This is a genomic window from Thermoanaerobacter mathranii subsp. mathranii str. A3 (assembly GCF_000092965.1).
Lineage (GTDB): Bacteria > Bacillota > Thermoanaerobacteria > Thermoanaerobacterales > Thermoanaerobacteraceae > Thermoanaerobacter > Thermoanaerobacter thermocopriae.
Window position 1 is genome coordinate 756,932 of the sequence record NC_014209.1, and the last position, 15,166, is coordinate 772,097.

A 15,166-nucleotide genomic window follows, 5' to 3' on the forward strand; every position below is an offset into this window, starting at 1 on the left:
AAAAAATAGAAACCATAGTGAAAATCGTATACGATATAGGATATTATACGGGAAGTTTTCGCTATGGTTCATAATTGTAATTATGACAAAACTGCACGTTCTTTTAAACACCTTAACAGTCACGAATGTGGAGAAATTTATGTTAAGATTATTTGTATATTTGTAATTTTTCCTGCTGATTAATCTTTATTTTTTAGTTTTTTATCGTACATAGGATATAGGTTCTATACTAACAAAACGAATGTAATATCTTGGTATGATGAAGTGTTTAATGTAGCTCAATGTAGCTTATAGAAAACATAGAAATAAAAGAAATATTGAGTAATTTTAAGAGTTTTTGTTATAAAGAGATCAAAATAATTAAAGGTTTATTTATAGTGAGACAATTAGATGCTTCAATTTTAGAAGCATTAATATTGAAAATTAAAGCAGATGCATGGGGTTAGGTTGAAATATCACTAAGGTTTTAAAATTTTACGAAGAATTTTATAATAAATATTTGGAGGAAAAATTAAAAATGAAAATAGCAATAGTTCATGACTGGCTTACAAATATGGGGGGAGCTGAAAGAGTTATATTGGCTTTTCATGAGATTTTCCCTGATGCTCCTATATACACAAGCGTATATAATCCTGATAAATTACCTGAAGAATTTAGAAAAATGAATATAAAGACCTCATTTATTCAAAAGTTACCAAAGGCCAAAACGAAGTATAATATATATTTACCTCTTATGCCAACGGCTTTTGAGCAGTTTGACTTATCTAAATATGATGTTGTTTTAAGTAGTAGTTCTTCGTGTGCCAAAGGTGTAATAACAAGAGCTGATACATTACATATATGTTATTGCCATACTCCTATGCGCTATGCGTGGGATTTTTATCATGAATATAAACAAAATGCGCCGAAATGGCAAAAAAAATTTATTCCTTTTTTAATGAATTATATAAGGATGTGGGATAGATTATCTGCAGATAGGGTTGATTATTTTATTGCAAATTCAAATGAGGTTGCAAAGCGTATAAAAAAGCATTACAGAAGAGAGTCAGTAGTTATTAATCCCCCTGTAAATGTTGATTTCTATACTCCTGTAGATGAAGACGGAGATTATTTCTTGATTGTATCAAGACTTGTCGAGTACAAGAGGATTGATATTGCAGTTGAGGCTTTTAATGATTTAGGACTGCCTCTTATAATAATAGGAGATGGACCTGAAAAAAGTAAGTTACAAAGAATGGCAAAAAGTAATATAAAATTTTTGGGTAGGTTGCCCGACGAAGAAGTAAAAAGATATTATGCAAGATGTAGAGCTTTTATTTTTCCCGGGGAAGAAGATTTTGGAATAACTCCATTAGAAGCCCAAGCGTCTGGAAGACCTGTGATAGCTTTTGGCAAAGGCGGGGTACTTGATTCTGTAATAGATGGTGTTACAGGGTTACTTTTTAATGAACAAAATAAAGAAAGCCTAAAAGAAGCTATTATAAAGTTTAATGGATTGAAGTTTGATAAAAATGTAATAAGAAAACATGCAGAGCAATTTGATGTTAATGTTTTTAAGAAAAAAGTATATGATTTTGTAATGGAAAAGTATAAAGAATTTAGCGAGCAAATCAAAGATGAAAAATGATGAAGTTAAATAAATATATTAACAATTATTATGCGTAGGAATTTTGTTGCCTATTTTTTAAAATATAATAACCTACCATAGATGGAGAATTTTATTAGGTGATAACATAATGATTTATGAATCAATTAATCCTAAATAAAAAGGTTCTATACAAAATTTTGACTTAAGTTAGTAGATATTAATCATAATGTAAATGATGAGAAATTATGTTATTAGACAACTCCAATTGATAATTTAATAGGAGGGAAGCCAGTTCATGAATTTGGCATTAAATAATATAATTAATCGAGTGATATTAATATTTTGACAAACACATAAGTATTATGGTCATGATACATCAAGTTAAGAATTACCTTTTAATATTATTCGAGGGGTGGGATGATGTGGTATAGAAGATGGAGTATTGTACTTGATATTACTGCACTCATTTTAGCATTTGCACTTGCTTTATATATTAGGTTTAATAATTTGAGCATGTTATCAAGGTCTTGGTATGTTACTACTTTTATAATTTTGCTTACACTTGATTTTTTGATTTTGTATTTTAAGGGATTATATGATAAAAAACACAAGCCTCTGTTTAATCAAATAGGAATAGTGATAGATGGTCTTGTTTATTCTGTATTTATATATTTGCTCATCTCCTATTTTACCAAAATGACATATTTTTCAAGGTTAACGCTTATATACATATTTATTATAGGATTAACTTTGCAAATTACATTTAAGACAATCTTATCGTATTTGCAAAAAAGAAGATACAAAAAAGGATTGGATTTGAGCAATGCATTAGTAATAGGCGATTATACAAAGATACCAAAAGAGCTAATGGATAAACTTAAAACACGTGAATATGGAATAAATATAGTGGGATATTTGTCTAATGATATAAATGGTAACGGTTTGAATAGATTAGGGAGTATAAAAGATTTTAGTGAAATTGTTGATAAATATAACGTGGAGATGATATTTATAGTTTCCAAGGTAGAAAATGTAGAAGAAGTTATAAATATTGGTTTGGATAAGTACATAAGTATATATTCTATAAATAACAGTATAAATCTTCCAAATTATCCTATGGAAATAGAAATTATTGATGATGTGCCTATTTTGAAATTGAAGGATGTATTTATAAGTGGATTTGAAGGACGTATGAAAAGGCTTTTGGATTTTACATTGTCACTTATTGCATTGATTATACTATCACCATTGTTTGTTGTAATATCGCTTTTAATAAAACTAACTTCTCCTGGACCGGTGTTTTTTGTTCAAGATAGAATAGGATTAAATGGAAAGTTATTTAAGGCGTATAAGTTTAGGACAATGGTCATAAATGCCGAAGAGATTTTATTAAAGTGGCTAGAGGAAAATCCTGAAATTAGAGAGGAATATTTGATACATCATAAACTTAAAAACGATCCGAGAGTAACAAAAATAGGCAAGTTCTTAAGGAAAACAAGTCTTGACGAGTTGCCGCAATTATTTAATGTGCTAAAAGGTGATATGAGCTTGGTAGGTCCCAGACCTTATCTTGTAAGAGAATTGAATGATACCAAGCATTATGCAAGGTTCTTATGGAGAGTTCCACCAGGAATTACAGGCTTATGGCAAATAAGTGGGCGGAATGAGGTAGATTTTGAAGGCAGATTAGAAATGGACATGCAGTATATATCCAATTGGAACTTATGGCTTGATATAAATATTCTTTTTAAGACTATCCCCGCGGTACTCAAAAGAGATGGAGCGTATTAACAAATTTAATGAGAATAAAAATAATAATCCACAATATGGTACTGTATAATAGACCATTTAAAAGACCTTTATAAAATTTTTCATTAAACATATACTCACATTCCTTATTTTTTATTTATATTTTGCCTTTCTCATTAAATTTTATTCGTGGTTGATGGAAGGTATTAATTAAAAACTTTTGCTTGGATATTGAGTAAGCTGAGTTGAAGAAATTAACTAAAAAGGATGATGCAAATGATAACAGGGGTTATTATGGCAGGTGGCAAAGGCGAAAGGTTTTGGCCTAAAAGCAGGATAAAGATGCCAAAGCAGTTTTTGAATTTGTATGGAGATAAAACAATGATTCAACAAACAGTGGATAGACTGAAGAGAATCATGCCTATAGAGAATATTTTTGTTGTGACTAATATAGATTATGCGGGAATAATTAGTGAACAAATTCCTGATTTGCCAACAGAAAATATTTTAATAGAGCCTATGGCCAAAAATACTGCAGCATGTATTGGTCTTGCAGCACTTCATACAGAAAGGCTTGATAAAGATTCTATAATGGTTGTTGTTCCTTCTGACCATGTCATAAAAGACGAAGAAACATATATTGAAATATTAAAAACAGCAATAGAAAAAGCAAAAGCAGGGGATAATCTTGTGACAATAGGTATAAAACCCACACGTCCTGAGACAGGATATGGTTACATAAAATTCAAGAAGGTAACGAGAGAAATAATAAATAAAAATCCTGTACATAAAGTAGAAAGATTTGTAGAAAAGCCTAATTACGATACAGCAGTTAGATATGTAGAAAGTGGAGATTATCTTTGGAATAGCGGTATGTTTATATGGAAGACATCATCAATATTAAATGCTATACAAAAATACATGCCTGAGTTATATAAAGCATTGGAGAATATAAGGAAAAATTTTGATGCAGATGATATAGAAAAAGTGTTATACGATAAATACTCAAAACTTGAAAGCATATCAATAGATTACGGTGTAATGGAAAAAGCCAAAAATGTGTATGTCGTGCCAGGAGATTTTGGTTGGGATGATGTGGGGAGCTGGACATCTATTGAAAGGCTTTATGAAAAAGATGATAATGGCAATGTCATAAAAGGGAATGTAGTAAGTGTAGATACAAAGAAATGCATAATAACCGGTAACGAAAGGCTTATTGCGACATTGGGTATAGAAGATGTAATAATTGTAGATACAGAGGATGCACTTTTAATTTGTTCAAAAGATAAGGCGCAGAATGTGAAAGAGATATTGAAGGAGTTGAAAGAGAAAAAAAGTGAGTATTTATAAGGATTTAAAATTATACACTAATAAAGTAGAGTTTTTATTTATTTTAAACTTTTCTATGGCTGTGGAGGTGAATTTGTGTAAGTAATGAAATAATAAGTAAGAAAATAGAATTAAAAGATTTAAAAAATTAGAAATCTCAGGAAATTATCGAAAATATTTTAAAAACAATTTTCTAAACGGATATGAAAGACTTATATAATAAGGAGGATAAAAATGGAAGAAGAAATTTCATTGAGAGAGCTTATTGATATAATTTTAAAAAATAAAAAAATGATCATTGTCGTTACTCTTGCTGCAACTTTAGTAGCAGCAGTGCTTAGTTTTTTTATAATAAAACCTACCTATGAAGCAACTACAACTTTGTCAGTTACAGATGTAACACCTGCAACAGGCTTTTTTGGTTCGAATACTACGGTTATTCTTCCGGGAAAAGATTCAAATCTTCCGACAGTACAAAGTGACAGTATAGAAAAAGACTTATCTTTGTTGTTGTCTTCTCTTTTGAAGTATCCTGATATGTCAGTGGAAACATTTAAAGAAGAGGTTACTAATCCTATTGTCCTTATGAATACTGTAAAACAATTAGGATTAGATCCTCAAAAGTACACAGTAGAAAATTTAAAAAAGCAAATTTCAGTTTCTGTCATCAATAATACCAATCTTATAACAGTAACTGTAAAAGAAAATAACCCAGAGCTTGCGGCAAAAATTGCAGATACAATAGCCCAAAATTTTCGGACTTATATCATTGAGAGGAATAACAGGCAGACAGATAAATTAATTGAAACTTTGAACAAACTTATAACTCTCCAAAATGATAAAATAAAAGAGGCAACAGCGGAACTTAATAAAGTTCAAACAAATTCTCAAGACAAGCTTTTAATTGAGCAGAAACAAAAACAGTTGGATTTACTGAAAAATACAAGAGATATAATGTTAGAAAAATATAATATGCTGGAATTGGTTAAAGAATCGGAACTTGGTAACCAGAGCATTCTTATAACTAGCAAAGCTTTAATACCGGATAAACCAGTAGCACCTAAAAAATCATTGAATATAATTATAGCATTTATATTGGGCCTTATGGTTAGCATTTTTATAGTGTTCTTTATGGAATATTGGAAGAATACAGACCCTAAAAGAACTGTGGAGAGTAAAGGATAATAAGAAAATTTATAGTTTAAGCGAAGGGAGTTCTCCTTCTTTTATTTTTGTCGAAATATGTCGAAATATTTTTAATATTTGTGTTGGTTTTTAGGAAATAAAATGTTAAAATAACAATATGGTACAATTTTTGTAGCGAATTGATAAGATTTTATAAAATAAGAGTATAGGTATTAAAATAGCAAGATGGCTACTTGCGATTAAAAATACTTGTTTAATAAATATTTACAATTTTACGCAAGGGGGAAAAAATAATGACACAGGAAAAAAAGGATGAAGTTAAAGTACAGATATTAAAATGTTGGGATGATAAAGAACCCATCTGCTTTACCAAAGTTACAAATGATGATAAAGATAAAAATGGAGAGGAGTTTAAAAGCCTTACAGATAGTTCGTGGATTAAGAAAGGAGAAAAATTTGGGGAGGAAAAACTTAGAGAAAGAATTGCGCCATGGCTATCAACCCTTTTTAAAGCGGAGCATTTATCATTGTTAATAGGGAGTGGGTTAACTAATGCTGTTTGTAATATAGCTAAATGTGAGGTGCCTTCGTGGAAAAATGTAGAATTTGAATGGATTACTGAAGAAATTAAGGAGAAAATTGAAAAAGAAGCACAGGAATCTGCTTGTAGAGCGGGACGTGGAGAAGCAAATTTAGAAGATAAAATTCGTGTTGCAAATGAATTAATTCGTGGCCTAGAGATTTATTATGGTTCAGATAATAAAGAACTAATTGCTCTGAAAAGTGCCTTGAATGAAGTTTTGGAAAAATTTGCAAAATTAATTTTGAATACTGAAATAGAATTTCGCATATCAGATAAAGATGTACAAAAAAATGCACTAAACTATCTTGTAAATTTTTTAATGAGCTTTGCTTCTCGACCTGGTACAAGAGAGAGACTTCATATTTTTACTACTAATTATGACCGTTTTATTGAGTTGGGCGCTGATATTGCTGGATTACGTCTTATTGATAGATTTATAGGAACTTTATCACCAATTTTTCGTTCTTCTCGGTTGGAAGTAGACATGCACTATAATCCTCCAGGAATAAGGGGAGAGCCACGATATTTAGAAGGAGTAGCATATTTTACAAAATTACATGGCTCGCTTGATTGGTTTAATATTAATAGGACTATACATCGTATTTCCATTCCTTTTGGTGCCAAATCAATACAGCCATATTTAGATGCTGTGGGTATCGATGATAATGAAAGTGATACTATAAAACAACTTATGATTTATCCTAATGCTGCTAAAGATCGTGAAACTGCTGAATATCCATACGTGGAACTTTTCCGTGATTTTGCAGCATCTATATGTAGACCTAATACTACATTAGTAACATATGGATATAGCTTTGGGGATGAGCATATTAATCGTATTATTGAAGATATGCTTACTATTCCCTCCACTCACCTTATTATTATCTCTCGTGATGATAGTGCGGGTAGGATTATGTCATTATACGATAGATTAGGAAGAAAACAACAAATTACCATTTTGATTGGAGACCAGCTTGCTGATTTGCAATTACTTGTTGATAATTATCTGCCAAAATCGACAATAGATTTTACTACTTTTAAGATAGATGAACTCATTAAAAAAATTCTAATTACAAATAGTGATAATATTGGAAGTAATGTCAATAGTGAAAAGGAAACCAGAATAGAACAAGATGAAGAATATAAAAATGAAGGTGGGGAAGAAAATGAGTTACACACCATTTGAATGGACAGAAAATTTAATTATTGGAAGTGTTGATTTTGTATCTCCTGATGAAATACGAGTGTTACTTGACATCGAAGCACCGGATTCGCTTTCGCTTAATACAGGGAATCCCCATCCTTTTCCAAGAGTAAATAGTTATGTGTTAATACCAATAGATGAAGGTTACCTTGTAGGACAAATAGAATGGATAACTATAGAACGAGCAGCTTTTCCCAAAAGACAAGGAATGAAGGATTTTGGACTTGTTGATTTGCCATTTCCCCTGAGAAAAATTAGTGTTAATCCGTTAGGAATTTTATATAAAAAGGAAAATAATATTTACAATTTCAAAAGAGGAAGCAATAGCTTACCTACGGTTGGAACTCCTGTACTGTTACCTACAGAAAAACATATAAAAGCAATAGTCGAGGGGAATAAAGCGAGAGGAATAAAAATTGGAACTAGCCCTTTTGGTGGGAATATAGATATTTATGTAGATCCAAATAAACTTTTTGGTCGTCATTTGGCGGTTTTGGGCAATACTGGTAGTGGAAAATCATGTTCTGTGGCGGGCCTTATACATTGGTCATTGGAGGCAATACAAGTAGTACAAAAGGAAAATGACGACAAAGATAAAGAAAACAAAAACAATAAAAAAGAAAAAACTGTACCTAATATTCGATTTATAATTCTTGATCCCAACGGAGAATATTTTAATGCTTTTTGTAATGAAGAGACAACATATGAGAGAGAAATACCATATAAAGTTAGAGTTTTCATGGTAAATGGTGGCGAAGGTTTAGATATTAATAGTTGTATAAAACCACTAAAAGTACCGCTTTGGTTTTGGAATAGCGAAGAATGGGCTTCTTTCACACAGGCAAGTCCTAAGATGCAAATGCCCTTGCTCAGAAGAGCATTGAGGGAGGTAAAAGCAGGAAATAGTTCTTATGGTGCTCAAAATTCAAAAGATGAAGGGAAAAAATGGCTAAGAAAGTATCTTTCGAGTAAACTAATTAGTATTAAAAGTGATACAAAACAAGATGTAATAACGAATTTTCCTACTAAATTTGCTAAGAAATTAAAAAATCTTTCGGATGATTTGATATACAAAAGAAAAGATGTTGAAGAATACAAGGAGTTGTTAGAGAATTTATCAGAGATTATTTTATCAATAATAGAAAAGAAAAAACAGCAGAACGGAAATCATTATGACCCTTTTCCTTTACAAGATGTTGAACAAATTGTAAATGAAATAGAAAAAATATTAAACAATTTAGGCGGTATAATTTACCATGAAGGGCCTGATGAAGACATACCAGTGCCTTTTAGCGGTTTGCTTTTGGCAGATTATTTAGAGATTACTTCTAAAGATGAAAATGCTGAACAATATATTGATCCTTTAATTACTAGAATACACATGCTACTTTCAAACCAAAGGATAAAATCAATTGCGGATGATTCGGATAATGTTATAGATTTAATAGAATGGCTAAAAGAGTATATTATAGAAAATAATATTGTAATTGTTGATTTGTCTCTTGTACCGTCGGAACTCATTTATATAACAGCTGCAGTAATTGCCAGAATGATATTTGAAGCCTTACAACGCTATGTGAAAAAGAAAGGCGTTTCTCTCCCAACAGTTCTAGTAATGGAAGAGGCACATACTTTCATTAAACGCTATAATAATGATGAAAATTATAATGCAGCAAAAGTTTGTACTCAAGTCTTTGAACGAATTGCTCGTGAAGGTAGAAAGTTTGGTCTTAGTTTAGTGATTTCCTCTCAAAGGCCATCAGAATTGTCTCCAACAGTTCTTTCTCAATGCAATACGTTCCTTTTACATAGAATAACAAATGATCGTGATCAAGAAATGATAAGTAAATTAGTACCAGATAATCTGAGAGGATTGTTACGTGAACTTCCTATATTGCCAACACAAATGGCTATTCTGTTGGGATGGGCCACAGAGTTGCCGGTTTTAATTAGAATGAGGGATCTACCAGAAAAACAACGTCCGAGATCAAAAGACCCCGATTTTTGGAATACTTGGATAAAGAAAAATGAAAAGGACAATAAAATTGAAGATATAAGGGCCATTGTTGAAGAATGGCAAGAGGGGTGGGTAAAAAAGGAAAATAACGAGGATTTGGAAGATAATGTTGAAGATATGTTAGATAAGGATTTTTTAAGTGAAGAAGTTGCTCTAGCAGAAGGAGATTATCATGAAATAAGTGATGATAAAGTTGTAAATAACGAGTTAGAAATCGACGATTTTAAAGACATAGACTTTTCATAGAAATTGGAAATAATGATAAAGATTAAGTTATGTGCGTGCAATGCTTTTTAAGGAGGAAAATTGAAAATGGCGAAGAGTATAGAATTTAATAAAATAGAAAAATTTCTCACAGATTTGGATACTATATCAGATAAGCTTTCAGAAGCAATGATTGTTGATAAGATTAACAGATTTATACAAAAAGAATTTGAACAAAAACCACCAAATACTATACTTTGGGAACAACTAGCTTTTGCTTTTATTGAAGATTATCCTAAAGATAAGTCAAATTGGGGTACTTACTTTGGTCCCATGGCTACTTTTTCAAACAAAGAAGGACAAATAATTGAATATCCCAGCATTTTTGAAATAACTCCAGAAATCATACATTACTGGGAGCAGAGGACCCAGGAATCGAAACATCCTATTCTAAAAGCGAGATATTCTAATTTAGTGTGGGATTTTTCAGAAAAAATAATTAACAAAAAGCCACATTATTCCTTTGCTCAAATTTATGTTGATAGTGTAATAGAAATTGCCTGTAAGGATTTGCATGAATATGAAATTGATACAATCCAAAAGTTAAAGCGTGCTTTATCTCTTGCATTAGCGATTAATGACAAAGACCGAATCGAGAAATTAAAAGATGCAATAATTAACTATGAAAAGAAAATAGCAGAAAATGACAAACCGGGGCTGTGGGGATTTTCTTATGAGTTACTGGTAAGAGATAAAAAGATTTCATTGAGTAATAAGATATTGAAGCAGAATTTGCCTTAGGTATTTTTTTGGATGTAAGAGCTTTGCCACTTTGGTAAATAATTATAAAAAGAGGTCAACGCAAAAACACTGTTAAAAATTTATGCACCCAAATAGCTTATATCCGGTATACGCTCTTTTTTATAGGGGCTGCAGCATTTTTAATGTCAATATACTATAACAATTATTTTTAATTAATTTTTATTGTATTTATGGGAATACTGTTTAGGAATTACCGGAGAAGAGGGGGAACCTGCTAATTCATGGTGTGGAGAGTGCACAACAGTTATACTATTCATTATTATCTCTATCTCTTCCTCATTATCTTTTATCTTTTTTCTAAGCTCAACTCTTGGGACTACTACTGTTACTTCATGTGGAATATTGATATTTGTTTTTCTCTCGACACTTATATTAAGACCATAAAGGCTCAGTGTTATTTTATCGATGCCCTTACTTTTATTTTTCCAAATACCTTTTATAATGTTTGCTAATTTACCAAAACACATTATAGATATCCCCCTATATACATATTATGCATCAATATATATATGTGCTTCACAATAGGGGTCAAGTCTAAATTTTTGTAAAAATTTCTCTGGATAAAAGTAGGTAAAACATTACGCTTGATAAAATACGGATTTTACTTTGTATTGAAGGAACTGAAAGAGAGAATTTTTATTTTTAATAAGATATGTTGGAGTCCGTAAGTGGACAGCAAAAACAAGCTACAAAGAAACACTAAATTCCTATGAAACCTTCGGAGAATATGCAGTAGATTTCAAATATATACTAATAGATGTAAATAGGTATACGAAAGAAGAATTATTAAAGTTGGAGAATTTAATAGCTTCTGTATTTTTATTAGAACAAAAAGTAGAAAAAGAGCGAGAAAATATAGAGAAAATAATAGATGAAAACAAGGAGGTGGATATAATGATATCAAATCTTGAAAAAACCATATTACAAGAAATGAAAGAACGTGAAAAGAAGGGAATAAAGAAGGGCATAAAGAAGGGGATAGAAAAAGGAATTGAAGAAACGGTTATTAAATTATTGAAGAAAAAGTTTGGAGATGTTCCGGAAGAATATGTAAAGAAAATAGATGGTGCAAACAGAGAAACATTGATGGCTATTGTTGATAATATATTTGAGATAAATAAAATAGAGGATTTAGAAAGGTTTGTGAAGTAAAGGTACTCTTTATTTTTGTTGATATATTGATATAATTTTGCAAACAGAATTATTCCTGTTTTTATTTTTGCCGAGTAATGTCGAAATATTTTTAATGTTTATGTTGCTTTTTGAGGGATGAAATGGTAAAATAAGAAATGGATAAAAGCGCATTTTTGATTTTAAAGAAGAATTGTAACAGTTCTACATAAGGAGGAGAATTTTTCGACGATAGGTAAAGGCACTTGAGGACTTTTACTGACCTCTGCTATAGAAAATATTGTTATATCTAAGATTATTTTGTGATATAAACCTTTATATGAGTTTATATTTATTTATATAACGAACAAAAAGGAGAGGGGACTATGAAGGTTATAAAAAGGGATGGTAGATTACAAGAGTTTGATTTGGACAAAATTGTGAGAAGTATTGGGGCTGCATCAGATGATGCTGGAAAACCTTTAAATACATCGGATTTACATAATATAGCAAGGGATATAGAAAAAAGCATTAAAAAACTTGGAAAAGAACAAATTTCTTTTGATGAGATTAGGACAATTGTTATAGATACGCTTGAAAAAAATGGATTTAAAGATGTTGCAAAGGCATATATGAATTTTTAATGTTTTATAGTGCTTGTAAGATAAGTGGGGCTATTTTTTATATTTTAAAAATCTTTTACGAAAATTTTAAATATAAAATGCCTCAATTTTTATTGTTGTTAGGATATGTATAACCCTGGCTCTTTTGCCAGGGAACTTTTATATAATTTATTCTTTTTTTAGTTTTGCCTAAATATATCGGAATATTTTTAATTTTTGTATTGGATTTTAGGTAACAGAATGGTAAAATTAAAAAGAGAAAAAAGTGGAATTAATCTGAAAACATGGGGGGTGAGTAAAAGCCATCCTAAATATGTAGACTTTATAGTATGGGGAACAATAGGGGGATATAGGGATTTTGATATTGAGATGATAAATAGAGAATTAAAAACACTGTGGCCTTAGAGGGGACAAATTTTGGGTAAGATATCAAAAGCATTGGAGGTGATATTTTATGAAAATTGGTGTTATAAGTGATACTCATGGAGATTATAAGTCATGGATAAAAGCATGGAATTTTTTAAAAGATTCGGACATTATTTTACATGCAGGAGATGTATTATATCATGGACCACGTAATCCAATTCCCGAGGGATATGACCCTAAAAAACTTGCTGAGGCGATAAATGCTTGTCCTGTTCCTCTTTTGATTGCGGAAGGGAATTGTGATGCTTATGTTGACCAAATGATGCTTGAGGTGCCTATACAAACACCCTATGTCTTTGCTTTCATTGAAGGGAAGAGATTTATGATTAATCATGGTCACAGTATTTCTGACGAAGATATACATAAGTTGATTATGAAGTATAAATTGGATTATTTTATAATGGGACATACACACATTCCTTTAATAAAGAAGATTGAAAATTGTGTGGTGATTAATCCGGGTTCTACATCTCTTAGCAAAAGGGAAGATAAGATTAATTCAGTAGGGTTTATTGAAGTTGAAAGTGGAAGTGTTCATATAATTGATTTGGAAACTGGAGTAGTTATATAAAATTTTTCCTTTTTTAGATAATAATATTAAGAATGGGGGATGAAGTATCATGATAATTTTGCATATTGCAAAACGCAAAGACTGGGAAGATGGCTTAGAAAAAGGCGAATATAGTCCTAGAAGTTTATCTTTCGAAGGTTTTATACACTGTTCCACAGCTGAACAAATAATAAATATAGCAAATGCTAATTTTAAAAACGAAAAAGGACTGGTTTTATTATGCATTGATTCGTCCAAAGTTAAAGCTGAAATTCATTTTGAGAAAGGTGGGCGTGAATATTACCCGCACATCTATGGACCACTTAATCTTGATGCAGTTGTAAAAACGTGTGAGTTCGAGCCTGGTTTGGATGGTAATTTTTCTCTTCCAGCAGGCGTAGAAGAACTTGTTAGATTATTCAAATAACGTAATTGTATTAAAAATGAAAATCACATAGAGAAATTACTGTACCTGTTACTCAATTTGTGCCTCTTGCAGTTGTAAAAGGTGCAGATTAAAATTTTAAGATGAGGTGAACAAATGATTACAAAAGTCAAAAATTTATTTAAAGGTAATCATCGCCCTAAACTTATGGCTTTAGATTTTATTAAATACATAGGACCCGGATTACTGGTTACTGTTGGTTTTATTGACCCGGGAAATTGGGCTTCTAATGTTGCTGCAGGGTCATCCTATGGTTACAAGCTCTTATGGATGGTAACTTTATCGACCATTATGCTTATTATACTTCAGCACAATGCTGCGCATCTGGGAATTGCTACTGGATACTGCATGTCTGAAGCTGCAACTAAATATTTAAAGCCTTTTACTTCGAGGTTAGTTCTTGTCTCAGCTGTCTTTGCAGCTATTTTGACAGCGATGGCGGAAATTTTAGGAGCTTCTATAGCTCTTCAAATGCTTTTTAATATTCCTATAAAAATAGGGAGTTTGATTACTGCTTTATTTGTATCATGGATGCTTTATACAAATTCCTACAAAAAGTTAGAAAAATGGATTATAGGTTTTGTATCTCTTATTGGCATTTCTTTTATATTTGAGCTTTCGCTAGTTGATGTGAAATGGGCAGAGGTAGCTTCAAGCTGGGTGAAACCAGAATTTCCAGGAGGTTCTATGCCTATAATTATGAGTGTACTTGGTGCTGTTGTTATGCCCCACAATTTGTTTTTGCACTCGGAGATAATACAAAGCAGGCAGTGGAATTTAGAAGATGAAAAAGTTATTGTAAAACAGCTTAATTATGAGTATTTTGATACTATCTTTTCTATGATAATAGGGTGGGGAATAAACAGTGCTATGATTATTGTTGCAGCATCGGCTTTTTTTACCAATAATGTAACTGTAACGGAGCTTAATCAGGCACAGCAGATGTTAAAACCTCTTTTGGGAAATGCATCAGCAGTGGTTTTTGCTTTGGCTCTTCTTTTTGCAGGAATTTCTTCATCTATAACAGCTGGTATGGCAGGAGGAAGTATTTTTGCGGGGATATATGGAGAACCTTATGATATACACGATGCACATACAAAAGTTGGTGTAGGAATTACATATATTTTTGCAGTGCTAATAATATTCTTTGTAAAAAGCCCCTTTCAAGGACTGGTTTATTCGCAGATGTTTTTAAGTGTACAGCTTCCCATTACAATTTTTTTGCTCATTTATTTGACTTCTTCAAAGAAGATAATGGGAAAGTTTGCAAATACATTGCTTTATAAGGTATTGTTGTGGACTATAGGAATAATAGTGACGGTTTTAAATGTGATGCTTCTTATGAGTTTTGTTGGATGATTGATATAAAT

Annotated in this window: 13 protein-coding genes and 1 pseudogene; 13 read left to right on the forward strand and 1 reads right to left on the reverse strand. The window is 31.3% G+C overall.

Features of this window, described 5'->3' with window-relative positions; translation table 11 throughout:
• The first annotated feature begins 517 nt into the window (after positions 1-517).
• The 7 genes from TMATH_RS03625 (at position 518) to TMATH_RS03655 (ending at position 10,621) form a co-directional block, all read left to right on the forward strand.
• Positions 518-1,627 (forward strand): glycosyltransferase, encoded by a 1,110-nt coding sequence (locus tag TMATH_RS03625; protein WP_004397346.1) that lies wholly within the window; start codon positions 518-520, stop codon positions 1,625-1,627.
• Between the two features lie 378 nt (positions 1,628-2,005).
• A complete protein-coding gene (locus TMATH_RS03630) occupies positions 2,006-3,379 on the forward strand; it encodes a sugar transferase (protein ID WP_004397345.1) in 1,374 nt (457 codons plus the stop codon).
• 234 nt (positions 3,380-3,613) lie between these two features.
• The gene (locus tag TMATH_RS03635; RefSeq protein ID WP_013150015.1) at positions 3,614-4,687 is read left to right on the forward strand and encodes a mannose-1-phosphate guanylyltransferase/mannose-6-phosphate isomerase; all 1,074 of its coding nucleotides are present in this window, start codon (positions 3,614-3,616) and stop codon (positions 4,685-4,687) included.
• Positions 4,688-4,900: 213 nt separating this feature from the next.
• Positions 4,901-5,851: a YveK family protein gene (locus TMATH_RS03640; RefSeq protein WP_013150016.1), complete on the forward strand. Its 951-nt coding sequence runs from the start codon at positions 4,901-4,903 to the stop codon at positions 5,849-5,851.
• Positions 5,852-6,105: 254 nt separating this feature from the next.
• Entirely contained in the window at positions 6,106-7,581 is a 1,476-nt protein-coding gene (locus TMATH_RS03645; protein WP_013150017.1) for an SIR2 family protein, read from the forward strand.
• A complete protein-coding gene (locus TMATH_RS03650) occupies positions 7,562-9,862 on the forward strand; it encodes an ATP-binding protein (protein WP_013150018.1) in 2,301 nt (766 codons plus the stop codon). The genes TMATH_RS03645 and TMATH_RS03650 overlap by 20 nt, the downstream gene beginning before the upstream one ends.
• A 66-nt stretch (positions 9,863-9,928) precedes the next feature.
• Complete coding sequence (locus TMATH_RS03655) at positions 9,929-10,621, forward strand: DUF7380 domain-containing protein (protein WP_013150019.1); 693 nt, start codon at positions 9,929-9,931, stop codon at positions 10,619-10,621.
• A 173-nt stretch (positions 10,622-10,794) separates the two neighbouring features.
• On the opposite strand, the gene TMATH_RS03660 is transcribed toward TMATH_RS03655, so the two are convergent.
• Positions 10,795-11,109 (reverse strand): hypothetical protein, encoded by a 315-nt coding sequence (locus TMATH_RS03660; RefSeq protein WP_012994780.1) that lies wholly within the window; start codon positions 11,107-11,109, stop codon positions 10,795-10,797.
• A 175-nt stretch (positions 11,110-11,284) separates the two neighbouring features.
• Here TMATH_RS03660 and TMATH_RS03665 point away from each other — a divergent pair.
• The 6 genes and pseudogenes from TMATH_RS03665 to TMATH_RS03685 all read left to right on the forward strand — a co-directional run.
• Positions 11,285-11,794 (forward strand): annotated as a pseudogene (locus tag TMATH_RS03665) (DUF4351 domain-containing protein); the annotation flags it as partial.
• Between the two features lie 344 nt (positions 11,795-12,138).
• Positions 12,139-12,396 (forward strand): ATP cone domain-containing protein, encoded by a 258-nt coding sequence (locus tag TMATH_RS03670; protein WP_012994781.1) that lies wholly within the window; start codon positions 12,139-12,141, stop codon positions 12,394-12,396.
• Positions 12,397-12,615: 219 nt separating this feature from the next.
• Entirely contained in the window at positions 12,616-12,780 is a 165-nt protein-coding gene (locus TMATH_RS11870) for a hypothetical protein (RefSeq protein ID WP_154653783.1), read from the forward strand.
• Positions 12,781-12,829: 49 nt separating this feature from the next.
• Positions 12,830-13,372, forward strand: coding sequence for a phosphodiesterase (gene yfcE / locus TMATH_RS03675; RefSeq protein ID WP_012994782.1), 543 nt, complete (start codon positions 12,830-12,832; stop codon positions 13,370-13,372).
• A 49-nt stretch (positions 13,373-13,421) separates the two neighbouring features.
• Positions 13,422-13,778, forward strand: coding sequence for a DUF952 domain-containing protein (locus TMATH_RS03680; RefSeq protein ID WP_012994783.1), 357 nt, complete (start codon positions 13,422-13,424; stop codon positions 13,776-13,778).
• Positions 13,779-13,892: 114 nt separating this feature from the next.
• Positions 13,893-15,155 carry an Nramp family divalent metal transporter gene (locus TMATH_RS03685; RefSeq protein WP_013150020.1) on the forward strand — a complete coding sequence of 421 codons (1,263 nt, stop codon included), beginning with the start codon at positions 13,893-13,895 and terminating at the stop codon, positions 15,153-15,155.
• Positions 15,156-15,166: the final 11 nt, after the last annotated feature.